Origin of the sequence: Bacteroides sp. AM16-24 (genome assembly GCF_003471885.1) — a bacterium.
Taxonomy (GTDB): domain Bacteria; phylum Bacteroidota; class Bacteroidia; order Bacteroidales; family Bacteroidaceae; genus Bacteroides.
The window spans coordinates 13,887-38,196 of record NZ_QRKI01000023.1; the positions used below are offsets into that span (position 1 = coordinate 13,887).

Here is a 24,310-nt window from a genome sequence, read left to right on the forward strand (position 1 = left end):
GACATGGAAAATAACTTAATTTTGGAGGGGCTTCTCTCCATGGTCACGGAACTGAAAGAACAGCAGGAGAAGCAGGTAACGCCAGCCAGCCGGGAGGAAACGATTAACCGACTGGACGTTATCGAACAGCGCATTTCGGAAATGCAGGGCAAATCCGGCATTACTGAAAATACGGTGCAGGAGATTCTAAACCAAATCGGCAATATCAGAAAAGGGCAGTCCGAGAAACAAAAACAAGACCTTGAAGATATAAAGGGGCTTATCGTGACCTCGCACCGATATTTCAAGGAGCGGTTAAAGGTGTTGTTCCCGGCTGATGATACACCAGCCGGAGAAATAACGCCCGTTTCATGGTACGGCAAACTGACATACCGGGTAACTCCCTATTTGAAACCCAAGTTCTTTCTTCTTTCAGCAGGGATAATCATTTGTCTTGTGTCGCTTGTGTTGAATGTACGTTTTATACAAAGAATGCAGCGGTTACAGGACAACGATATAAGATACCGCTATATCCTGATGAAAGGAAAGGCAGACGGCAGCAGCCTTGATTTGCTGGAAACGAAGTTCAGCCGGGAACGGGACAACGATTTCATCCGAAGCCTGACCGATTCGGTGAAAGGCTTTGAATACCGCAGCAGGAAACAGGCGGAAGCGTTGGAACGGGCAAGGATGTTAAACGAGCAAGCCGACAAGCTAAAGGAGCAAGCCGACAAGCTGGGCAAACCATAAACCCAAAGCGAAGCCGGAGCAGAACCGCCCCGGCTTTCTAATTCACTTCTTTTTCTTCGTGCAGTGTTCTTTCTCGAACTGGCGTAGCGTGGTGACGCTGAACCGTTCTTTGATGAACTCCCGGACATCGGAAGCCTTGTAGTACACTTTTCCGCTGATTGTGAAGTACGGCAGCGCACCGATAGCCCGGTAGCGTTGCAGGGTCTTGATACTTACTTTGAACAGCAGGCACAAGTCCTGATTATCCAGCAGGTTGTCATCTTCGGGCAGCACCCTGTCGGCATTGCGCAGTACCCGTACATCCTTGCAGAGTTCTTCCAGTTTGGCGTACAGCTTCTGCATCCATACGCTGAAATCGTCATTCTCTATATACATGATTGCTTCATTTTTCTGATTATACATTATGGTCTGTCAATCGATTGATGAAGCAAAGTTCAGAAAACAGGCGCAAAGAAATTACGGGGGAACTAATGGAATCCCCTATAAATAAATCATAAGTTACTGATTATCTATATCCTTTCTTGTCATGTTCCTTTTTGATAAGTTCTACCAATCCATTAAGAAACCCGGTCAGTTTGCCCGGCTTTCGTTTTATCACGTCCTCATGTTTTTGGTAACAGTCGCCTATCCTGATGTTGAACAGCCATTCAAAGGCTTTCGCCAAGTCCACTAAGTAGGCGGGCTTACCGTTCTGATACACGATGTCTTTGGAGAGGAACAGACCGCTTACCATTTCCATGATGTCAATCAAGTTTGTTTTATCAGCCAAGTAGAGAGGAGATAGTTGTTGTGTATTAAAATGTGTCCTAAACTGTTCGGGATATTTAATTCGTAACCTTATAATATAAATTTCTGTATTTATTATTCCTATTGCTTCATCAATAAATTGCATAAAGGGTATTTTCCTTTTGCCCAAATTGCATACGATACAATTTGAGCCTGTTTAATCCCATTGAATAATAACGTAATAGAACTGCATAATCCTGTTCTACTGTACTTATTTCTACCAAATAAGCAGTCAATTCATTGATAGCATCTGTCAACTCTGCAACAGATGCTTTGTGTTGAGTATATTCAGATAACAACTGAAATATACTCAATTCAAGGATTCTTTTCATTTTCTTTAATTTAAAGTGTTAAACATGATTTTATGTACTCATCAGTCGATTTAACAGTGGCATAAAATGGTGTTAATGCAGCTAAAAAAACAGCTTGCACTTTTTCTGCTTCTACCTTAAAGTCTTGAAATTCTAAAGCTTTAGTAGCGCAAGCGTCCTGTATTATAGTGCATTTATATCCCAAGTCTTTAGCTGCTCTTACGGTAGCATCCACGCACATGTGTGTCATCATACCACAAATAACTACATCTGTGATATTTTTAGATTGTAACAAATTATTTAATTCTGTCTGATAAAAACTGTTCGGAGAATGTTTAATAATTATATCTTCGTTTTTTATCGGAGCAACACTGCTATGTATTTCTGCCCCTATAGTATCAGGTAGAAAAAAAGTTGCATCCTGTCTAGATGAAATATGCCGTATATATATAACTGGTAGGGAATTTAACCTAAAATAATGTATAAGTTTTTGCGCTTTTAATACAGCATCCAAACTGCCTACCAGTGGATATAATCCACCTTCAAAATAATCATTTTGGAGGTCTATAAGAATTAATGCTTTCTGTTTTTTCATTTTTATGCTTTTAATATTTCCCACAAAGTTAAATGTTTACTATCTTTGTATCAAGTATGTACAATTTAGTATGATACAGACTAAAAGGTATCGAATATTGATTATCAAATTAATGTGCTCAAATAAAAATGAATAAGAACATTAAAAAAGATATTTGTGTGCTTGATTTTGCTTTCCAACGGATAGGAGGGAAATATAAAGGACGTATTCTTTGGGCTCTGTCAAAACATACGGTTATGCGATATGGTGAACTGAGCCGTGAAATATCCGACATAAGTACAAAGATGCTCACACAAACCTTGAGAGAGTTGGAAATGGATAATTTGATTCATCGTGAAATGTATCCCCAAGTTCCCCCAAAAGTCGAATACTCTTTAACCGAGACAGGCAAGGAGCTTATTCCATTCATTAAATATTTGGTTGATTGGGGATATAAAAAAATGGCTGAAGAAAACGAGAATTGATTAATTTTCATAATAACTAATTTTGTATCATCGTCATAAAAACTTATGCTGAATACAGAAACCATACAATCACTCATTGACAGTGGAGAGGGCTATAATGTGGAGTTTAAAGTTCGTGTTCCTTCAAAGGTTCGTGAACTGACAGAGGAAATATGTGCTTTCGCCAATGCAGAGGGAGGATATTTGCTTATTGGAGTAGATGATAACGGGCAAGTGGTAGATACTAACTTAGAAAACGATAAGCGTTCTGCCATTCAAGGTTCTATCAGCGAAATATCTCCTGCACTTCACTGTGAATTGTATTCCGTAAATCTTGTGAATAAAACTGTTTGGGTGATTGATGTTCCGTCCGGCAAGGATAAACCTTATATATTTTCCGGTTCTATCTATGTCCGTGAGGGGGCAAACTCACAGAAACTTCACACAGCCGAAGAAATGCGCAGCTTCTTTCAGGAGTGTAACAAAATCTTTTTCGACCATATACCCTGCCATTGGTTCAATATCTACATGGATGCAGACGAACAGATGATTAAGGATTTCCGAACAGAAGCCAAACTAAGTCCGTCCACACCCGACAAACAAATATTTGAGAACTTGGAACTGTTTACCGAGAATGGAACGGCAAAGAACGGTGCGGCGATGTTCTTTGGAAAACAACCTGAACGAAAGTTTCCACACGCTATTACAAGGTGTGTTCTTTTCAAGGGGACGAATAAAGTCTATATTATAGATGATAAAGCTTTCGGAGGTTCATTGTACCAACAGTATTTACAGGCAATGTCTTGGCTGGAAAGCAAACTGCAAGTAGCTTATAAAATAGAGGGAGCAGGACCAAGAGAGGAAATTTGGGAAATACCTCTGACTGTATTTAAAGAAGCCATTATAAACGCACTGTCGCACCGTGATTACTACGAACAAGGCGCAAGCATTATGATAGAAATGTTTGATGACCGGGTAGAGATTTCCAATCCCGGAGGACTTTTACCTGTTGTAGCTAAAGATTTCGGGCATAAAAGCATGACACGTAACCCTCTAATATTTGGGTTATTTACCCGTATGCACTTGGTTGAAAGAGTTGCGTCCGGTATTCCTCGTATGCAGGAAGCCATGAAGGAGGCGAATCTGCCCGAACCAGAATTTCACACAGAGGGAATGTTTACAGCAGTGTTTAAAAGAGGAGTCAGCATCAAGAATGATACCGTAAATGATACCGTAAATGATACTATAAATTTAAAGGAACGAGAAGTACTAAACATTATCAAACTATATCCGGGACTTAATTCGTCCAAGATAGCGGAATTAATAAATAAGAGTATTCCTAGTGCTAAACGCTATTTAAATTCTTTGGTGAAATTAGGACTGATAGAATTTAGAGGAGCACAAAAAAATGGTGGATACTATTTAAAATAAAATATACTACTATGAACTTTGAAAATAAACTAATAAATATTTTATCAAAAAAGGCAACATCACCTTTTCTTTTCCTTGGTTCTGGATTTTCCAGAAGATATATAGGCCTAGAAAAATGGGATGAACTATTGAAAGTTTTTGCTAAACAGATAGGTAAACCATATGGTTATTATAATTCAAATGCTAATGGTGTATTACCTTTAGTCGCCACATTGATAGCAAAAGATTTCCAAAAGAAAATATGGGAGGATGATGTCTTTTCTCATTTCTGTCAGAAATATGGAGATATGTTTTGTTCTGAAGAGTCAGCATTTAAATATGCAATTTCTGAATATCTCCAATCTAAGATAAAGCCCTATTTATCAGATTATAAAACCCTAACAAAAGAAATTGAAATACTTCAGAAACTAAACATAGATGGCATAATCACGACTAACTGGGACACCTTTATTGACCAAGTATTCCCTGACTATAAAATCTACATCGGACAAGAAGAATTATTATTTTCTGATAGTATGTTAATGGGAGAAATCTTCAAAATACATGGTTCTATTACTATACCAGAATCGTTAGTTGTTACTCAAAAAGACTATGATATGTTTGCTAATAAAAATCCTTATCTAGCAGCTAAATTAATAACTCTTTTTGTCGAACATCCCATAATATTCATAGGATACTCTTTAAATGACCCTAATATTATAGCGCTAATTTCCTCTATAGTACTATGCTTAAATTCTGAAAAAATGAAATTACTACAGAACAATCTCATTTTTGTGGAATTCAATGAAACCCCCAATGCAATCCCTGTAATTAGTGAGTCATCTATGGTTATTGGAGATATAAATCTTCCTATAACTATTATTTCTGCATTTGACTATGAACCAATATATTATGCTATAAATTCAATACAAAGAAAAATACCAACAAAAGTTCTAAGATTCTGCAAAGAACAGTTCTACGAACTAATTCTAACACAAGACCCAAAGAATAAGATGGCAGTAATCGATGGTAACAATATAGAAAATACGTTTGATATTGAATTTTTATGGGGAGTTGGTGTTGTTTCTAATCAACCTTCTTCTATTGGATATACATCTATTGGCATAAATGAAATCATACAAGATGTGTTAGGTATAAACAAAGCACATTTAGATTCGGATAATATCTTAAAAATATCGATACCCGAATGTCCAGGTTATGTTCCTAAGTTCAAGTTCCTAAGAGATGTAGGAATTTCTTCGATTGAGGAAATGAAAAAATCACCATATAAAGGGCTCGAATTATACAAGAAAGAAAAATTAGAAAGCAAAGCTTATAAAAAAATGTATCTTCAAAAATATAGTAAAAAAAATGTATCTGATATAATCAAACAATTTGATAAAGACAAAATTTGTTTTTTTGTTATGTATGCTAAAATAAGACCAGACGATATTAAGCTAATCAGAGAATTTCTTGTTGAAAATTTTGATTATTATATGATTAATAACGGTAAATATAAAAGCTATTATAGAAAGCTTGTTTGTTACTATGATATGATAGCGTATGGATTTTAACAATAAAAGACTCTTTTCATAGTATAATATTAAACTAAATCACTAACTTTGCATTCAGAAATCGTACCCAAGATACAAACTGATGTCGAACGGTGCAAAGCTGTGAAAACCTTATTCAAGGGACTAACATCGTGATAAAGATATAACTTATTGAGAAATAGTGTCATACAAACCGACTTTCGGTTGCTGGTGGCACCACTTTCAAGAAAAAGAGGTTGTGTCAAAACGCTGGCACAACCTCATTTTTTATAGTTTATAGTCCTGTTATCTTTTCTTTTGCCTATGCGACTTTTTTCTCATTGATTTGGTAACAAGTTGTTATTTTCCAATTGTACCGGGGTATAAATAGTCCAATAAACATAGATTTAGCAACAGTAATGCCCTCTTTTCTTGCTTTTAGCATTTTTGCACACATCTTTTTGATATTAAAAGTTTTCAATCGCTTCTCCAAGTTTGACACTTTTATGCCCGGCAATAGACTGGGATTGTATCTCTGCCGGCTCATCACAAAACGGCTTGCTAGAGAGATAAAAATATATCCTGCATATAAGGAAGGTACACGAATGATTGTTACTCTACCCATCAAATAGAGATATTGATCTTTATCGATGCTGCTTCATTTTCAGGTATATGTAAGATTGTACACCCAAGAGAATCACAAACAGATACTCAGCCATCAGATATACCGGAAGGGTAGCAATGAAACTATAACTCAACAGATATAGGTAAACCAGATAGAAAGCTATAGTGGATATCTGAAAAATAAATGCAATCCGGGTATTGCCTGTACCTGTTACTGCATGCATAAAAACATAACCGGGCAGAGCAAATGTATAATTCAGTAACATTACAATAAACGGATAATAAGCAAACTCTATCAATGCAGGATTATCTGTATAAAATCCGACAACTTGCTTATTTAATAACAGAGCAATAATTATTAGGGGAAAGCCAACTGCATATCCTAATCTGAGGATTTTACCACAAAGCCGGAACATGCTTTTCCCCTCTCCCGCACCAATCAGGTTACTGACCAGCGAACCGGTAGTGGCTGCAAAAGAATTGACTATCACAAAGAAAACAGTAGAAATACTTCTGATTATATTGGATACAGCCAATTGTACTTCCCCCAACCGTGCAATAGCCACAAAAAAGAGAAACCACGGAATAACACTAATGAAAGCATGCATCATGCTCCATACAGATAAATGAAAAAGTGACTTTAATAGTTTCCCATCGTAAACAAGTCTTAACCCCCAATTCTCTTTGTTCATTTGCAAGAAGACGTAGATAACCAATATCAATAAAGAACTGGCTTCAGCCAGTAAAGAAGCTATTGCCGCCCCTGAAATCCCCCAATTAAAACTGAAAATAAACAAGTAATTACATGGGATGTTGATAAGAACTGCGAGAGTAGCTGCCCACGACAATACTCTCGTTTTCGTAATCCCAACAAAGAAAGCGCGAAATGCAAGAAACGGAAAAGAGAATAACAGGCCGAAACATCTCCACTCCAGATAGTCGACCACAGTTTTATAAATCTCTGGAGAATGAATAAAAAACTTCAAGATAACAGGTGACAACACATAGGAAGTAAAACTTAAGAATACGGCCAACCCGCTCAAAAAGAATAGACCTTGGAAAAAGGTTTTTCCCGTTTCTTTGTATCTTTGCTCCCCGTTCCTGCGGGCAATCATGACCTGCAAACCGAGACTGAAACCAAATCCCAGCATATAAATGACCAGATAATAAACACTTGCAAGTGCAGAAGCTCCTAACTCCACTTCGCCCACATGTCCCAGAAAAATAGCATCAGTAATATTGATTAATTGCTCCATCAGCATGCTCATCATTACAGGAAAATTGATGAGACATATTTGTTTATAGGTATAATTCATTATTCCACTAGAATAAGCGCATGCCACACAACTATATACATAGCCGCATGCCACTCGATATAAATAAATCAGGTATGAAAACTCTGTGACGAACTACAGAAATCCGTCAAATAGCAGAATAGCTTTTATTGGAAGGTGCTATTCGTGGAGCGTAGCTATATACAGAGTTGGTGCTTCATAAGTTGAACAATCGTTTTATTTGAATTTCACACGCCAAATATAGCAAAAATAATCAAATAGAGCTATTTTTAGACAAATGACTACTATTCCATGTCCCAAATTTCCCCTTACATTTGCTTTCAGATTAAATAATACATAATGACAATATAAAAAAATCTTTCTCTTCTTATTTTTATCGGATCACTTACCGGATGGCCAATATCGATGAAAGGACAGAATCATGAAACAGCCACTTTTAAGAATCCTATCGTCTCCGGATTTCATCCCGATCCCAGTATCTGCCGAGTAGGAAACGACTATTACTTGGTAGCTTCCAGCTTCGAATGGTTCCCCGGAATTCCTGTCTTTCACAGTAAAGACCTGATGTATTGGCAGCAAATAGGATATGTACTAAATCGTCCTTCCCAACTACAAATGAAAGACAGATTGAAGCATTCAAACAGTAGGACGTGTACTTGCTACTGAAAAAGCTACCGAATTAACCCCTGTAGTATTTAAGAAAGAACCGGTAAGAGACGAATTTGATGAGGATTCATTGCGTTTCTGTTGGAACTTTCTACGAACACCTTTTGAAAAATGGTATCAACTAGAAAATGGCAAGCTGATTATTAATGTACGTCCTAATTCCGTCAGTGAAGACTGACTTCTTTGAATATCAAAGTAATGAATAATTACGCATGACCTTTAAATATAGGGAAAATAACAAAAAAGCAGGATAGACATGCAAGGATAAACAGTTACTTGTTATACTTTTGCAATCAAAGAACTATCCTGTATGAAACCAACCGACATTACAAGAGAGGAAATGTGGGTCAGACAGAATTTATCTGCTGCCGATATTGACTATAGCATCTGGGAGCGTGATAAATTAATGCTCCACCAAATGTCCCGCCTTAACCAAAGCTGTACCTTTGTGGTGGATGTATATAAGTTCAGATATGCCTTTGCCTCCTCTAACTTTGTAGACTTACTGGGTTATGACAGCCATAAGATAGCTACATTGGAGAGACAGGGAGATTATTTGGAATCTCGCATCCACCCCGATGACCAACAACAATTGCAAGCCTTGCAGATTCGGTTAAGTCAATTCATTTATAGTCTGCCTCCGGAGCAGAGGAATGATTATTCCAATATCTACAGTTACCGGGTACAAAATACCAGGCAGCAGTATGTACGGGTTATCAGCAGGCTACAAGTTTTAGAAAAAGACAGTACCGGGAAAGCATGGCTCATACTCGGGAGCATGGATATCGCACCGAATCAAAAAGATTCGGATCAGGTAGATTGTACTGTATTAAATCTAAAGAATGGACAGACTTTCTCCCCTACCTTACTTACGAATCCACGAATCCATTTGACACAGCGTGAACTGGAGATTTTACAGCTTATCCAAAAAGGGCTGTTGAGTAAAGAAATAGCTTATAATCTCCGCATAAGTATTCATACGGTTCATATTCACCGACAAAACCTTCTGCATAAATTAGGAGTACAAAATTCGATAGAGGCTATCAATGCAGGATTGGAATTGGGGGTACTAAGCTAACCCGGAAGAAATACCTTATTTACGGCATCCAGGTCATAACGCCTGTAACCGGATGTTGGATTCTCCATTCCATGAATTCCTCATAACTGCGTATGCCATCCCGAATAACAGCTACGTAGTATTCCACTCCCATAATCTTTTCCGACTCAGAAGTCTCATATTTCAGTTTTAAAATAGCATACTTTGTTTCCTCAGTCAGAACAGCAGAAAGCCGTTCAGCAAACTTTTCAAAATAGCCGTCATACCGGGAACCTTCCAGAATATGGATCATATCAATCTGCCAAAGCTCATTATCTGCATCCCGATACCAGGCATGCCACTCCACACATTCCGCCTCAGTATCCAACAGATTCTTATGTTCCATCTTCATAAAAGATTTATTCTCTGTCAATTTTACCATCGCCTGAAAACTGTCAGACAAACTAAACTGTGGGGTATAAATATGAAAATCAATATCCAGGTGTTTCATCAATAACCCCGTATTCAAAGAACCTACGAGATTCACTCTGGCACCCACACTTTCCCAAGTCGGAATGATTTTTGTGTCTTCTATTATTTTCCAGGCTTTCTGCTGATTTCGCCTGGCAAGATCAAGGATATCCATATTCTTTCTTTTGAAATGACTTGCAAATGTAGAAAAAAGGATGGATATATAGCTATAAATAGCTATTTAATAATCTGACAAATTGAACTAACTTTGCCACCCTTACCAAACTTTTCAGCTAAAAAATTAGAAGAACTATGACACTTTATCAAACAGAGCAACAAGAAAGAGTACACTTGCAACAAGTCATCAGTATCATAAATGATACGATTCATAACACTGATACTTCGGTCAAAGAACATGTAGAAACCTTACAGGAATATAAAGATTATATCTGGTCGAACAAAGATATTGATCCTCATGAAATCCGTTCTATGCGCGAGAGTATCCTCAATCATTTTGCACTGGGTGAAAGTGTGATTGATAAACGCAGGCGACTGGGCAGGATACTGGATATTCCTTATTTCGGGAGGATAGATTTTAAAGAAAAGAAAAACGGTGCCAATATTCTACCTATTTATATAGGTATACACACATTTTACGATTCTCAAAGCAAGATGAATCTGATATATGACTGGCGCGCTCCTATTTCCAGTATGTTCTACGATTATGAACTGGGAGAAGCAACTTACACCTCTCCCGTCGGTGAAATCAGTGGAGATGTTTCGCTCAAACGTCAGTACCGCATCCGCAAAGGTAAAATGGAGTACATGATAGAAAGTTCGCTGACGGTTCACGATGAAATTCTTCAAAAAGAACTCAGCAGTAATGCAGACGATAAAATGAGGAATATTGTTACTACCATCCAGCGGGAACAGAACCGGATTATTCGCAATGAGGAAGCCCATATACTAATTATCCAGGGAGTTGCTGGATCGGGCAAAACGTCCATCGCCTTACATCGCATCGCTTACCTGCTCTATACACTGAAAGGGGATATATCTTCAAAAGACATACTGATAATCTCACCCAATAAAGTTTTTGGCGATTACATCTCAAATGTCCTTCCTGAGTTAGGAGAAGAAAGTGTGCCTGAAACCAGTATGGAACAGATTCTTTCGGGAGTTCTTGAAAATAAATACAAATACCAGAGCTTTTTTGAACAGGTAACGGAATTACTTGGGAAAACGACTCAGGGTTTCATAGAACGGATAAAATATAAATCCTCCTTTGATTTCATTTCGCAGCTTGATAAGTTTATTCTCTATATGGAGAATAACTATTTCAAAGCTACAGACGTAAAACTCACCAGGCACATCACTATCCCTTCTGAATATATTGAAGAGCAATTCAGACGCTTCAATCGCTATCCCATGCGTCAACGATTTGAGGCGATGACAGACTACCTCCTGGAAATGATGAAGGTACAATACTACTTTACGGTTACCACCGCCGACAGGAATCTGTTGAAGAAAGAAATAAAAAGAATGTTTGCAGGTAACAATGATCTTCAAGTTTATAAAGAGTTCTTTGAATGGATTGGTAAACCCGAACTATTCAAATTACGGAAAAACAGAATACTGGAATACACTGACCTGGCCCCTTTAGCATATTTACATCTGGCTTTAGATGGGAATATTACCCAATACTGTGTCAAGCATCTTTTGATAGACGAGATGCAGGATTACTCTCCGATTCAATACAAAGTTATCCAGAAACTTTATCCCTGTCGGAAAACAATTCTTGGAGATGCCTCCCAGTCTGTCAATCCTTATGGTTCGTCAACTGCCGGAATGATCAGAAAAGCATTCACTATGGGCGAAGTAATGAAGCTTTGCAAAAGTTACCGTTCTACATTTGAGATTACGGATTTTGCACAGAAAATTCAAACGAATAATGAATTAGAACCAATCATGCGACATGGTGAATTCCCTTCAGTCCTACAATTTGAGAATACAGAAAAGGAAAGTTCCGGTATTATCGACCTGATTTCATCCTTCAAGAAATCCGGTTATAAGTCACTCGGAATAGTATGTAAAACTGAAGCACAAGCAAAAGAGCTGGCAGAAAGTCTACAGACATATACTGCCGAAGTTTATTTTCTATCCAATCAAAGTTCCGCTTTTGTGAAGGGTATCATCGTTACCTCATCTCACATGGCAAAAGGATTAGAATTTGATGAAGCTATCATTCCTCATGTCAATGATAAAAATTATAACTCAACTATTGATAAAAGTATGCTCTATGTAGCCGTAACAAGGGCAATGCATAAATTGACACTGACTTACAATGGGAAACTAAGTGAATTCGTTCCTGCTTTTAAACTTTAAAAAAAAAATTTATTCCAGTTTCTGTCCAGATTCTCCTTCTATATTTGCAATATCATAATAAACCAAAGTATTAATTATTAAAAATAGAAGAATATGAAAAAGTTAGTCTTGTTATTAGTATGTATGTTCACAATGCACACAATGGTTATGGCAGATAATGATAAACCCATCCAGATCAATCAACTTCCAGCAAAGGCTCAGACCTTCCTCAACACTTATTTTAAAGATCACAAAGTAGCATTGGCGAAACAGGAAACGGAATTGTTCTATAAGAGTTACGATGTAGTCTTCACTAATGGAGAAAAAGTTGAATTCGATAAGGCGGGAGAATGGACAGAAGTTAAATGCCAGCAGAGTGAAGTTCCTGCACAAATCATCCCGGAAGCTATCCGCACTTATGTAAAGACTAACTATCCGGATACTAAGATCGTACAGATAGAGAAAGATAAAAAAGAATATGAAGTGAAGCTGTCTAATCGTTGGGAAATCAAGTTCGATTCGAAGATGCGGGTAATTGATATCGATGACTAAATAAAACAGAGTAATCTGCGAGAAGTCGCACAAACGAAAATATTTTTGTTACATTTGCAGCCGATTAACAAAAATAATACCGGCTATCGGTTCAATACCGATAGCCCAATATCATGAGGAAAAGACAACTTTATAGAATGACTATACGCTTCCGGAAATGGAGTCGGAAAGCCTATGCTGCATTTGCCAGTCTGGGGCGTTGTGTCACTATTGGTTGTCTGCCAAAAAATGTGGCAGATTGTTCTCTTTCCAAACAAAATTCCGGGACATCGGCCGGCTGCAAAAGCGGCGGACAAAACCTAGAAGATACAGATAACGGTAAAGGACAGGAAACAGATATAGGCATACCATTGGGATGTGAAAACGGATTGGGAACAATGCTTGAAATCTTCGGTTTCAAAGGATTGCTGTCTGTATTGTGTCCGACTACCATCAGTCCTGACGGGAAGAAAGATATAAACACTATTATAAATAAGAGTGGAACACAAATGACGCGGATCATGCAAATGCTGTTTTCAGATTTGCACACCCCGCGTCATTTGTGTTTTGTATTCTCCTAAAACCAATGTAAGAGTATGACAGTAGAAGAATTGAAAAACAAAGTACTGCAAGATGTACCCATCACACAGGCAGAAGCAGAATGGCTGGCTACACAGCCGGATAAGGAAAGCCTTTATGAAGCGGCACACGAGATTACGACCGCACGGGCATCACAGGAATTTGATATGTGTTCTATCATCAATGCAAAATCCGGCCGATGCCCTGAGAATTGCAAATGGTGCGCCCAATCATCACACTATAAGACGAAAGCGGATGTTTACGATCTGGTGGATAAGGAGGAATGCCTGCGTCATGCACTACACAACGAATCACAAGGCGTGGCACGCTTCTCATTGGTAACCAGTGGACGGAAACCTTCAGGAAAGAATATGGAGAAACTGTGTGAAGCAGCACGCTATATGAGGCAAAAAAGTTCCATTCAACTCTGTGCTTCACTGGGATTACTGAACGAAGACGAACTACGTGCTTTGTATACAGCAGGCGTGACGCGCTACCATTGTAATTTGGAAACTGCCCCAAGCCACTTCCCTACCCTGTGCAGCACACATACGCAGGAAGAAAAACTACAGACACTGGCAGCCGCCCACCGCGTAGGAATGGATATCTGTTGCGGCGGTATCATCGGTATGGGAGAGACAGCTGAACAACGAATTGAATTTGCCTTTACATTGAGAGATTTGGAAGTATCTTCCATTCCCCTGAATCTGTTGCAACCCATCCCGGGAACACCGCTGGAAAACCAAACTCAACTGACAGAAGAAGAAGTGCTGACCACCATTGCTTTGTTCCGTTTCATCAATCCGACAGCTTATCTGCGATTTGCCGGCGGACGTTCTCAGTTAACAAAAGAAGCTGTGAAAAAATCCTTGTACATAGGTGTAAACTCCGCCATCGTGGGAGATTTGCTAACTACTCTCGGATCTAAAGTTTCGGAAGACAAAGCGCTGATAGAAGATGCGGGATATCGTTTCAGCGACTCACAATTCGACAAGGAGCATTTATGGCATCCTTATACATCGACCACCAACCCACTCCCTGTATATAAAGTGAGACGTGGAGACGGGGCAACCATTACACTGGAAAACGGACAGGTGCTCATAGAAGGCATGTCTTCCTGGTGGTGCATGGTACACGGATACAATAACCCGGTACTGAATCAGGCTCTCCGGGAGCAAACGGAAAAAATGTCGCACGTCATGTTCGGTGGACTGACACATGACCCGGCCATAGAACTGGGTAAGTTACTGTTACCACTTGTACCGCCATCCATGCAAAAGATATTTTATGCAGACTCTGGTTCGGTAGCTGTAGAGGTAGCTATGAAGATGGCTGTACAGTATTGGTATGCCATGAGTCAGTCGGCACCGGATTGGGCACATCTGGCTAAAAAAAGTAATTTTGTAACCATTCGACGCGGTTATCACGGAGATACTTGGAATGCAATGTCCGTATGCGATCCCATAACTGGAATGCATTCCCTATTCGGTTCGGCATTGCCGGTACGGTACTTTTCATCCCGTCCGCAATCACGGTTCGATGGCGATTGGGATACGGATGATGCACTGGAACTGCTGGATATTATAGAAAAACATCATGAGGAACTGGCAGCACTGATTCTGGAGCCCATCGTTCAGGGTGCAGGCGGCATGTGGTTCTATCATCCGCAATTCTTGCGGGAAGCGGCCAGAATATGCAAGGAATATGATATATTACTGATTTTTGATGAAATAGCCACTGGATTCGGGCGTACAGGCAAGATGTTTGCTTGGGAATATGCAGGCGTGGAACCAGACATTATGTGCATAGGCAAGGCATTGACAGGAGGATACATGACCCTGTCTGCAGTGCTGACCACAAATAAAGTAGCGGATACGATTTCCAATCACGCACCGGGTGCTTTCATGCATGGTCCCACATTTATGGGAAACCCACTGGCATGTGCAGTAGCATGCGCCTCCATACGCTTGCTGACTTCACCGGAATATGACTGGCAGGGAAAAGTGAGCCGCATTGAAGAACAGTTGTGGCGTGAACTGGAACCAGCACTACTACTTCCGCAGGTAGCAGATGTCCGTGTATTGGGTGCCATCGGAGTAATTGAAGTACAAGATCCGGTAGACATGGCCTGGATGCAGAAACGATTTGTGGAAGAAGGCATTTGGGTACGCCCCTTTGGAAAACTGGTATACATCATGCCACCGTTTATCATAGAACCGGAGCAATTGACGAAGCTGACAAGCGGATTGTTGAAGATTATAGGAGAAATGGAATGAGTATAATAGAGCAAATGCAGCAGGAGCTGCAAGAACTGAAAGAGAGCAGTAATCTGCGGACATTACCCGACCTGATCCATGAAGGACGGGATGTCATCGCAAACGGACAGCGAATGCTAAATCTTTCCTCTAATGATTATCTGGGACTGGCTACAGACCGGACCTTGCGGGAGGAGTTTCTGAAAGAACTGACAGCCGACAGTTTTTTGCCAACATCTTCCTCATCACGTCTATTAACAGGTAACTTCACCATCTATGAGGAACTGGAACAGACGCTCGCAGAACTCTTTGGAACTGAAGCAGCACTGGTATTCAACAGTGGTTATCACGCTAATACAGGTATTCTACCTGCCGTGAGCGACGCACAGACCCTGATACTGGCAGATAAACTGGTACACGCAAGCCTGATTGACGGCATTCGACTTTCGACAGCAAAATGTATCCGTTACCGGCACAATGATCTGAAACAACTGGAACGATTATTAGCTGAAAATCATGCGTTATACAGACAGGTGATTATTGTCACCGAAAGCATTTTCAGTATGGACGGAGATATAGCCGATCTGAAAGAACTGGTACGACTGAAACGTATGTATGAGAATGTGTTACTCTACGTGGATGAAGCACACGCTTTCGGAGCGCGGGGTGAACAAGGACTGGGGTGTGCTGAAGAAGCCGGATGTATTCGGGAGATTGATTTTCTGGTAGGGACTTTTGGCAAAGCAGCCGCATCAGCCGGAGCATATATCGTTTGTCGGCGCACCATCCGGGAGTATCTGGTGAACAGGATGCGGACACTTATTTTTACAACAGCTCTTCCTCCGGTAAATATCGCATGGACTTTGTTTGTTGTGCGGCGATTGGCCGGATTCAGGGAGCGAAGAATACATTTAAAAAATATCAGCAATATTCTTCGCAGAGCTTTAAAAGAAAAAGGATATACTTGTCCGAGTGACAGCTATATAGTACCGATGATTGTAGGGAAAAGCTCAGACACGATTCTAAAGGCGGAAGAGTTACAACGGCATGGGTTTTATGCCTTGCCGGTACGGCCTCCTACGGTTCCGGAAGGAACATCGCGCATTCGTTTTTCGTTGACAGCGGAGATAAGGGAAGAAGAAATCAGGAAACTGATAAAGATAATTATATAGATATACAGGATTATGAAACAAGTTTATATAATAAAAGACAGGCATCCCCGGCTATTGCTATTCTTTGCCGGATGGGGAGCCGACGAAACACCATTCAAAGATTATCAACCTGCGGACAGTGACTATATGCTCTGTTATGATTACCGGACACTGGATTTTGATGCTTCATTGCTGAAAACATATCAGGAAATCAATGTAATCGGTTGGTCAATGGGTGTATGGGCTGCATCTCGGGTAATGGATAAATTACAGGAAGCAGATACATCTCTCATAATCAAAAATAGCATAGCCATTAACGGTACTCCCTATCCTATTGATGATACGTGTGGCATTCCATCCGTTATTTATCACGGAACCCTGGAAGGCTTGACAGGTTCTTCCCTAAATAAGTTTCTAAGAAGGATGTGCTTCAACGGAGAGGCATTCAAAGAGTTTCTGAATATTACTCCCAGACGACCATTGGAAGAATTGAAAGAAGAACTGGCTGAAATAGAACGCATGTATCTCGCACAACCTACCACTTCATTCCATTGGCAACAAGTAGTAGTGGGAAGTAACGACCGTATCATTCCACCCGATAATCAACTGAATGCCTGGCGTAAAGAAGAAGAGAATAACCGGAAAAAGATACGGGTACATTATACGGAAGATGCTCATTATCAAGTTGAACTGTTCCGATACTATTTGCAGGATATATGGACAAAAGATTGATTGCAGAACGATTTGCCCGTGCACGGGATACCTACTCACGCGAAGCACGGGTACAGCAACAAGTAGCCGAGAAAATGTTACGGTTACTGGCAGAGCATACTTCCCTCTTTCATCGTATCGTAGAATTTGGATGTGGTACAGGCAGTTATTCCAGGTTATTGTTGGACAAGCTACAACCGGAAAGTTTGCTGCTGAATGATTTATGTCCGGAAATGAGAGAATGTCTTACTGATTTGCTTTCACAAAATATGGTGCAATTCATTCCGGGGGATGCCGAAGCCTTGGACTTTCCCGAAGGAACGGATTTAATCACTTCCTGTTCTACCTTGCAATGGTTCAATGATCCAGAGGCGTTCTTCGCCCGTTGTCATCGTTTCCTGTCGGAAGAGGGTTATCTGGCTTTTAGTACCTTTGGCGCTGAAAATATGCGCGAAATCCACACACTCACAGGCCATGGACTTGAGTATCTGTCGATAGAAACCTTAAAAGAACTGCTTGCTCCTCATTTTGAGACTGTATACGCAGAAGAGGAAATAGTTTCTCTCCCCTTTAATACTCCACTTCAGGTATTGCAACATCTGAAAGAAACCGGAGTAACAGGAACGGAAAAGAAAGTATGGACACGAGGACGGTTACAGACCTTCTGCAACGGATATACCGAGCAGTTCAGCCGAGAAGATGGCAACGTCACTCTGACGTACCATCCTATTTATATTGTCACACGAAAGAAAAACAAATAAAGCAATGGAAAACAATGTCTATTTTATCAGTGGTATTGACACGGATGCCGGAAAATCTTATTGTACAGCTTATTATGCCTGCCAACTGATTGGCAGCGGTAAACGTGTTATCACGCAAAAATTCATCCAGACAGGTAACGTCGGGCATTCCGAGGATATAGACCTGCACCGCCGCCTCATGGGTATTGGTATAACAGAGGAGGATCGTGAGGGATTGACCATGCCTGAGATATTCTCTTATCCCTGCTCCCCTCATTTGGCTGCACGCATCGACAACCGCCCGATTGACTTCGGAAAGATAGAACGTGCCACGCAAGAACTTGCCCGACGCTACGATGTAGTGCTTGTGGAAGGTGCAGGCGGACTAATGGTTCCGCTTACCGAAGATTACCTGACGATTGATTACATTGCAGAAAAACAATATCCACTGATATTCGTGACTTCCGGCAAGCTGGGAAGTATCAACCATACATTGCTCAGTTTCGAGGCAATCCGAAGCAGAGGAATACAGCTGGATACGGTGCTGTATAATCTCTATCCTACCGTAGAAGATACTACAATACAAGAAGATACGATGCTGTATATCCGCCGGTATCTGAATAAGTATTTCCCGGAAAGCAAGTTTGTGGTGGTACCTGTCGTATAATCATATTTTTTGTGTACATTTGCAACACAAAAAACGTCATACGACCACATGGAAACATTAACATTCAATACTACAGAACAAGCATTACTTGCCGCTGTCGGTATCCTTTTCCTGATCCAACTCCTTTATTACTTTTGTCTTTATAATCGTATACATACCCGTAGCCGTGCCGTAAAGCGAAGTGACATACATTTTTCACAGGAGTTGCCACCTTTATCGGTCATCATCTATGCCCGTGAGGAAGTGGAAAACCTGCGCCGCAATCTGCCTGCTGTGCTGGAGCAAGATTACCCGCAATTCGAAGTGATCGTCATCAACGATGGCAACACGGACGAAAGCGAAGACTACCTGACCCTGCAAGGGGAAAAGTACCCGAACCTGTATCATAGCTTCGTTCCAAGTTCTTCACGCTACATCAGCCGTAAGAAGCTGGCCATCACTCTCGGAATAAAGGCAAGTAAATATGACTGGCTTGTGTTTACCGACGCAAACTGTCTGCCCGAAAGCAACCAATGGCTGCGCACCATGGCACGTAACTTTACCTCCCGTGCACAAATCGTATTGGGATACAGCGGATACGAACGTGGAAAAGGCTGGCTGCACAAACGGGTGTCTTTTGATAATCTGTTCACTTCCATGCGCTATCTGGGCTATGCACTGGCAGGAAAGCCTTATATGGGTATCGGACGCAACATGGCATACCGGAAAGAGTTATTCTATGCCCAAAAAGGGTTCTCAGCACACTTGAACCTGCAACGCGGAGATGACGATTTATTCATCAACAGGACAGCTACAGCCGAAAATACGAGGATAGAGACCGATGCCAACGCAGTGGTACGCGTACAACCCATTTACCGCGCCAAAGACTGGCGGGAAGAGAAAATCAGCTATATGAGTACAGCACATTTCTACCGGGGTATCCAACGCTATTTATCTGGCTTTGAAACTACAACACGGTTATTATTCCATGCAGCATGGATAGCAGCCCTGGTGATTGGAATACTGAATTTTCACTGGCTGACAGCCGGCATTGCATTTCTGATGTTCGCCCTGCGATACACTATGCAAGCTTTGATTATCAATAAGACGGCAAAGGACCTCGGAGAAGAACGGCGTTACTTCTTTACCCTTCCGGTATTCGATATTTTACAGCCGATGCAATCACTCCGCTGGAAGCTTTATTGCCAGTTCAGAAAGAGAAGTGATTTCTTAAGAAGATGACTATTTTCCAATGCCGCAAGGTTAGCATTTCAAATGCCACAGCTCATCGTCCCAAATGCCACAACTCAATAGAACAAATGCCACACTTTATCACCCACGAAGTGTGACATTTCACTTGTTGAGGTGTGGCATTTAGGACGATGAAATGCGGCATTTCTATTCGTATCTCATAGAATTGGCAGGATGGATACGTGTAATCAGGAAAGAAGGTCCTAAAAGCATCAGAACGGATGCCAGTAAAGTGCCAATATTCAGTAATAAGAACAACAGGATACTGAAAGATACAGGAACAGTATCCATATAATACGTTTCAGGATCAAGCTTAAAGATTCCAAACCACTTTTGCAGGAAATAGAATGCCAATCCGATAGCATTGCCCCATAACATACCTTTTCCGATAAGAAAAACTGAGAACCAAAGGAATACCTTGCGTATGGTAGTATTGTTAGCACCAAGAGACTTCAGCACACCAATCATGGAAGTACGCTCAATGATGATAATCAATAAACCGGATACCATGGTAAAACCTGCTACACCGGCCATCAATATCAATATTACCCAAATATTCACATCCAAAATACTGAGCCAAGAAAATATCTGGGGATTCAGTTCCTCCACATTGCGCACACAATAGTCTTCTCCGTACTTATCCTCTATTCCGTTCAGGTCGGCAGCAATCTGATAGGTAGTTTCCTCAAGACGATCATAATCGCGTACCTGTAGTTCTGCACCGCTCACCTGCCCCGGCTCCCAGTTATTAAGACGATTTACAAGATATAAATCTGTAAGAAGAAAGAGGTTGTCGTATTCCGAAAAATTAGTCTGATAGATTCCCACAACCTGCAACCGGCGGGCACGGATATCATCCTGTATATAATAGGTATCTATCTTATCTCCGAGTTTCAATCTTAACTTTGTGGCAAGTGCCTTAGAAATGACGACCCGATTGGAAGAAACTGTATCACTGAACTGTGGTAACTCTCCTTCCACCAGATGTTCACGGAAAAAGGCAGGATCAAACTCTGGTCCTACCCCTTTCAGAACCATGCCCTGAAAATCTTCGGCAGTCTTCACCATGCCCGGTTTAGTGGAATAACGTTGTACATGCTTTACCTCAGGATATTCGGAAAGAATGGAGATAACGCTATCATTCACCACCACAGGACGCGTTTCATAGGAACGTGCAGCATCCGAATTCGTAATCTGAATGTCCGAACCGAAACCTATGACTTTACCACGCACTTCGCTCTTGAACCCCACAATCACCGACACCGTAATAATCATCACCGCCAGACCGATAGCAACACCTATCAGGGCAATGAGCACGGCAGGACGTGAAACTTGCTTTCCAGCATCTCTGTCGCGGTAAATACGTCGGGCCAAAAACAACGGCAGGCTCATAGGGTTAATTAATTAAATAATAAAGCGATAGAGTAATAGGGGGTGATAGAGCAATAGAGTGATAGGGTGATAAGATGGTAAAATGATATAACTTTATTACTTTACCACCTTATCACTCTATCACCTTATCACTTTATTCCGTTCTTCCCGGATATGCCTCCAATGCCTTTGAAAGCACAAAGAGCGCACGGGTCAGGTCTTCCTTCTTCAGTACATAAGCTATACGCACTTCATTCCGACCAGAACCGAGAGTAGTATAGAAGCCGGAAGCGGGTGCCATGAATACGGTTTGTCCCTCATACTCAAAGTCGGAAAGGCACCAGGCACAGAACTTATCGGAGTCATCCACCGGAAGTTTCGCCACTGTATAGAATGCTCCCATAGGAATAGGTGAATACACACCGGGAATGCGATTTAGTCCGTCTATCAGGCATTTACGGCGTTCTACATATTCATCATACGTATCACGCAGGTAATCTTCATCAGCATCCAAAGAAGCTTCAGCAGCAATCTGGCCAATCAACGGAGGACTGAGACGTGCCTGGCAGAACTTCATTACAGCACTACGAATTTCCGCATTCTTCGTAATCAAAGCTCCGATACGGATACCACACTCCGAGTAACGTTTGGATACGGAGTCTATTAATACTACGTTATCTTCGATACCTTCCAGATGGCAGGCAGAAATATAAGGAGAACCTGTATAAATGAATTCACGATACACCTCATCGGAGAAGAGGAACAAATCATACTTCTTCACAAGGTCACGTATCTGATTCATTTCGCGACGGGTATACAGGTAACCAGTCGGATTATTAGGATTACAGATCAGGATAGCTCTGGTGCGCTCATTAATCAGTTCTTCAAACTTTTCTACTTTAGGAAGTGAGAAACCTTCTTCTATCGTAGTGGCAATGGTGCGTATCTTAGCACCGGCAGAAATGGCAAACGCCATATAATTGGCATAAGCCGGTTCGGGAACAATAATCTCGTCACCCGGATTAAGGCACGCTAAGAAAGAAAACAATACAGCTTCTGAACCACCGGAAGTAATGATGATATCATCTGCCGTCAGCTTGATGTTGAACTTATCATAATAGCCCACCAGTTTTTCACGGTAACTACGATATCCGGCACTGGGGCTATATTCCAGAACTTTCCGGTCGATATTGCGTATAGCATCAATCGCGACTTGCGGTGTGGGCAGGTCGGGTTGTCCGATGTTCAGATGGAATACGTGCACTCCCCTTTGCTTGGCTGCATCAGCCAGAGGAGCCAGTTTTCTGATAGGAGACGCGGGCATCTCCGTTCCGCGAATAGATATTGCTGGCATGTCTAAGTATTTACAATTTGACAAATAAATGTTAACGATTGGCGATACACTTTCATATATATGCAATCAAAGGTGCAAAAGTAACACTTTATTTGAAATGACAGGAAAGCATTGGCAAAAAAGTTTAAAAACACTAGCTATGACTTAAAAGATAGTGATGGTTTCAAAAGAAATTGTACCTTTGATTGTCAAATCGTAAATCATATACAATGCCATGGTATTAAACCTGATAACATTTGCATCGTTGCTTCATAAACAAGCATCCATTCTCGGCTCACACGAACTTATATTAAACGAACTGGAGAAATATTTCACTGTAAATATTGTAGAATATCAAAACATCAACAAACTCACAAAAGACGATTTCAGTCTGCTTTTCATTGCTACCGGCGGTGTAGAACGGTTGGTTATCCAGCACTTTGAGTCTCTGCCCCGCCCTGCAATCTTACTGGCGGACGGTATGCAAAACTCACTGGCTGCCGCGCTTGAAATCTCGTCCTGGCTACGTGGCAGGGGTATGAAAAGTGAAATCCTCCACGGAGAACTACCTGAAATCATCAAACGTATCTTCGTACTTCATAGTAACTTCAAAGCTCAACGGGCGCTCTCCGGATCGCGTATCGGCGTAATAGGTTCCCCCTCTTCCTGGCTTGTTGCCAGCAATGTAGATTACCTGCTCTCCAAACGTCGTTGGGGAATTGAATACACCGACATCTCACTGGAACGCGTTTATGAGTATTACAATCAGATCACAAATGATGAAGTGGGCGAAGCCTGCGCCGCTTTTGCCAGTAAAGCGCTTGCCTGCCGTGAAGCAACACCGGAGGATCTGATAAAAGCCATGCGCCTGTATCGTACCATTAAGCGGATTGTGGAAGAAGAAAAACTGAGCGCACTCACTCTGAGCTGCTTCAAGCTGATAGAACAAACCGGAACCACCGGATGCCTCGCTCTCTCCCTATTGAACGATGATGGTATCATTGCCGGCTGCGAAGGTGACCTGCAATCTGTCTTTACCCAGCTTGCCGTAAAAGTGCTGACTGGCAAAGCTTCTTTCATGGCAAACCCTTCGATGATCAATGCACGCACCAACGAAATCGTACTTGCACACTGCACCGTGGGTATTGCACAAACCGAACAATACATTATCCGCAACCACTTTGAAACAGAGACGGGTATCGGTATTCAGGGAATCCTGCCTACAGGACACGTAACTTTGGTAAAATGTGGCGGAGAATGTCTGGACGAGTATTACCTGAGTACAGGTACACTAACCGAGAATACTAACTACATCAATATGTGTCGCACACAGGTACGCATTAAAATGGATACACCCGCAGAGTATTTCCTCAAAAATCCATTGGGAAACCACCATATCCTGATACAGGGGAATTACGAAATATTGCTGGATGAATTCCTACAAGCCAACGGATGCAAAAGAGTTGAATAATACTATTCA

General features: G+C 41.0%; 24 protein-coding genes and 1 pseudogene. 17 read left to right on the forward strand and 8 right to left on the reverse strand.

The window, feature by feature from the left end:
• Positions 1 to 3: 3 nt before the first annotated feature.
• The gene (locus tag DW182_RS19980; RefSeq protein WP_118296593.1) at positions 4 to 729 is read left to right on the forward strand and encodes a hypothetical protein; all 726 of its coding nucleotides are present in this window, start codon (positions 4 to 6) and stop codon (positions 727 to 729) included.
• Between the two features lie 42 nt (positions 730 to 771).
• Here the strand turns inward: DW182_RS19980 and DW182_RS19985 are convergent, their stop codons facing one another.
• The 4 genes from DW182_RS19985 to DW182_RS20000 form a co-directional block, all read right to left on the reverse strand.
• Entirely contained in the window at positions 772 to 1,104 is a 333-nt protein-coding gene (locus DW182_RS19985) for a helix-turn-helix domain-containing protein (protein ID WP_005646002.1), read from the reverse strand.
• A 130-nt stretch (positions 1,105 to 1,234) separates the two neighbouring features.
• Positions 1,235 to 1,621, reverse strand: a complete 387-nt coding sequence (locus DW182_RS19990; RefSeq protein ID WP_118217041.1) for an RteC domain-containing protein — start codon at positions 1,619 to 1,621, stop codon at positions 1,235 to 1,237.
• Complete coding sequence (locus DW182_RS19995; protein WP_117652745.1) at positions 1,608 to 1,847, reverse strand: hypothetical protein; 240 nt, start codon at positions 1,845 to 1,847, stop codon at positions 1,608 to 1,610. The genes DW182_RS19990 and DW182_RS19995 overlap by 14 nt, the downstream gene beginning before the upstream one ends.
• A gap of 10 nt (positions 1,848 to 1,857) precedes the next feature.
• Positions 1,858 to 2,421, reverse strand: a complete 564-nt coding sequence (locus DW182_RS20000; protein ID WP_229101468.1) for a cysteine hydrolase family protein — start codon at positions 2,419 to 2,421, stop codon at positions 1,858 to 1,860.
• Between the two features lie 128 nt (positions 2,422 to 2,549).
• Between DW182_RS20000 and DW182_RS20005 the strand changes: the two genes are divergently transcribed.
• From DW182_RS20005 to DW182_RS20015, 3 genes are read left to right on the forward strand one after another with little or no spacing between them, the layout of a single operon-like run.
• Positions 2,550 to 2,885 (forward strand): helix-turn-helix domain-containing protein, encoded by a 336-nt coding sequence (locus DW182_RS20005; protein ID WP_022401675.1) that lies wholly within the window; start codon positions 2,550 to 2,552, stop codon positions 2,883 to 2,885.
• A 45-nt stretch (positions 2,886 to 2,930) separates the two neighbouring features.
• Positions 2,931 to 4,295, forward strand: a complete 1,365-nt coding sequence (locus DW182_RS20010) for a helix-turn-helix domain-containing protein (protein WP_118217043.1) — start codon at positions 2,931 to 2,933, stop codon at positions 4,293 to 4,295.
• A gap of 11 nt (positions 4,296 to 4,306) precedes the next feature.
• A complete protein-coding gene (locus tag DW182_RS20015) occupies positions 4,307 to 5,848 on the forward strand; it encodes an SIR2 family protein (RefSeq protein ID WP_118296594.1) in 1,542 nt (513 codons plus the stop codon).
• Positions 5,849 to 6,450: 602 nt separating this feature from the next.
• Here DW182_RS20015 and DW182_RS20025 read toward each other — a convergent pair.
• A complete protein-coding gene (locus DW182_RS20025) occupies positions 6,451 to 7,746 on the reverse strand; it encodes an MATE family efflux transporter (protein WP_118296595.1) in 1,296 nt (431 codons plus the stop codon).
• Between the two features lie 384 nt (positions 7,747 to 8,130).
• On the opposite strand from DW182_RS20025, the pseudogene DW182_RS20030 reads away from it, so the two are divergent.
• The 3 genes and pseudogenes from DW182_RS20030 to DW182_RS20035 form a co-directional block, all read left to right on the forward strand.
• Positions 8,131 to 8,346: pseudogene (locus tag DW182_RS20030) on the forward strand (family 43 glycosylhydrolase); the annotation flags it as partial.
• A gap of 115 nt (positions 8,347 to 8,461) precedes the next feature.
• The gene (locus tag DW182_RS22825; RefSeq protein ID WP_158580822.1) at positions 8,462 to 8,569 is read left to right on the forward strand and encodes a hypothetical protein; all 108 of its coding nucleotides are present in this window, start codon (positions 8,462 to 8,464) and stop codon (positions 8,567 to 8,569) included.
• Positions 8,570 to 8,701: 132 nt separating this feature from the next.
• Complete coding sequence (locus DW182_RS20035; RefSeq protein ID WP_199678629.1) at positions 8,702 to 9,469, forward strand: response regulator transcription factor; 768 nt, start codon at positions 8,702 to 8,704, stop codon at positions 9,467 to 9,469.
• 19 nt (positions 9,470 to 9,488) lie between these two features.
• Here the strand turns inward: DW182_RS20035 and DW182_RS20040 are convergent, their stop codons facing one another.
• Positions 9,489 to 10,073: a nucleotidyltransferase domain-containing protein gene (locus tag DW182_RS20040; protein ID WP_118296597.1), complete on the reverse strand. Its 585-nt coding sequence runs from the start codon at positions 10,071 to 10,073 to the stop codon at positions 9,489 to 9,491.
• Between the two features lie 137 nt (positions 10,074 to 10,210).
• On the opposite strand from DW182_RS20040, the gene DW182_RS20045 reads away from it, so the two are divergent.
• The 9 genes from DW182_RS20045 (at position 10,211) to DW182_RS20085 (ending at position 20,117) form a co-directional block, all read left to right on the forward strand.
• Positions 10,211 to 12,283, forward strand: a complete 2,073-nt coding sequence (locus tag DW182_RS20045; RefSeq protein ID WP_118296598.1) for a UvrD-helicase domain-containing protein — start codon at positions 10,211 to 10,213, stop codon at positions 12,281 to 12,283.
• A gap of 93 nt (positions 12,284 to 12,376) precedes the next feature.
• Positions 12,377 to 12,814 (forward strand): PepSY-like domain-containing protein, encoded by a 438-nt coding sequence (locus tag DW182_RS20050; RefSeq protein ID WP_118296599.1) that lies wholly within the window; start codon positions 12,377 to 12,379, stop codon positions 12,812 to 12,814.
• Positions 12,815 to 12,927: 113 nt separating this feature from the next.
• Positions 12,928 to 13,374, forward strand: a complete 447-nt coding sequence (locus DW182_RS20055; protein ID WP_118296600.1) for a hypothetical protein — start codon at positions 12,928 to 12,930, stop codon at positions 13,372 to 13,374.
• Between the two features lie 15 nt (positions 13,375 to 13,389).
• A complete protein-coding gene (gene bioA, locus DW182_RS20060) occupies positions 13,390 to 15,648 on the forward strand; it encodes an adenosylmethionine--8-amino-7-oxononanoate transaminase (protein ID WP_118296601.1) in 2,259 nt (752 codons plus the stop codon).
• Positions 15,645 to 16,799 (forward strand): 8-amino-7-oxononanoate synthase, encoded by a 1,155-nt coding sequence (locus DW182_RS20065; protein WP_044534359.1) that lies wholly within the window; start codon positions 15,645 to 15,647, stop codon positions 16,797 to 16,799. The genes bioA and DW182_RS20065 overlap by 4 nt, the downstream gene beginning before the upstream one ends.
• Positions 16,800 to 16,811: 12 nt before the next feature.
• Entirely contained in the window at positions 16,812 to 17,510 is a 699-nt protein-coding gene (locus DW182_RS20070) for a pimeloyl-ACP methyl esterase BioG family protein (RefSeq protein ID WP_118217050.1), read from the forward strand.
• The gene (gene bioC, locus DW182_RS20075) at positions 17,495 to 18,250 is read left to right on the forward strand and encodes a malonyl-ACP O-methyltransferase BioC (protein WP_044534357.1); all 756 of its coding nucleotides are present in this window, start codon (positions 17,495 to 17,497) and stop codon (positions 18,248 to 18,250) included. Before DW182_RS20070 ends, bioC begins: the two co-directional genes overlap by 16 nt.
• 4 nt (positions 18,251 to 18,254) lie before the next feature.
• Entirely contained in the window at positions 18,255 to 18,896 is a 642-nt protein-coding gene (bioD, locus tag DW182_RS20080) for a dethiobiotin synthase (protein ID WP_007664707.1), read from the forward strand.
• A 48-nt stretch (positions 18,897 to 18,944) separates the two neighbouring features.
• A complete protein-coding gene (locus DW182_RS20085) occupies positions 18,945 to 20,117 on the forward strand; it encodes a glycosyltransferase (RefSeq protein ID WP_118296602.1) in 1,173 nt (390 codons plus the stop codon).
• A gap of 156 nt (positions 20,118 to 20,273) precedes the next feature.
• Here the strand turns inward: DW182_RS20085 and DW182_RS20090 are convergent, their stop codons facing one another.
• Entirely contained in the window at positions 20,274 to 21,518 is a 1,245-nt protein-coding gene (locus tag DW182_RS20090) for an ABC transporter permease (protein ID WP_117707758.1), read from the reverse strand.
• Positions 21,519 to 21,651: 133 nt separating this feature from the next.
• Positions 21,652 to 22,851 carry a pyridoxal phosphate-dependent aminotransferase gene (locus tag DW182_RS20095; protein ID WP_007664710.1) on the reverse strand — a complete coding sequence of 400 codons (1,200 nt, stop codon included), beginning with the start codon at positions 22,849 to 22,851 and terminating at the stop codon, positions 21,652 to 21,654.
• A gap of 214 nt (positions 22,852 to 23,065) precedes the next feature.
• Between DW182_RS20095 and DW182_RS20100 the strand changes: the two genes are divergently transcribed.
• The gene (locus DW182_RS20100) at positions 23,066 to 24,301 is read left to right on the forward strand and encodes a fucose isomerase (RefSeq protein WP_118296603.1); all 1,236 of its coding nucleotides are present in this window, start codon (positions 23,066 to 23,068) and stop codon (positions 24,299 to 24,301) included.
• The last annotated feature ends 9 nt before the right edge of the window (positions 24,302 to 24,310 follow it).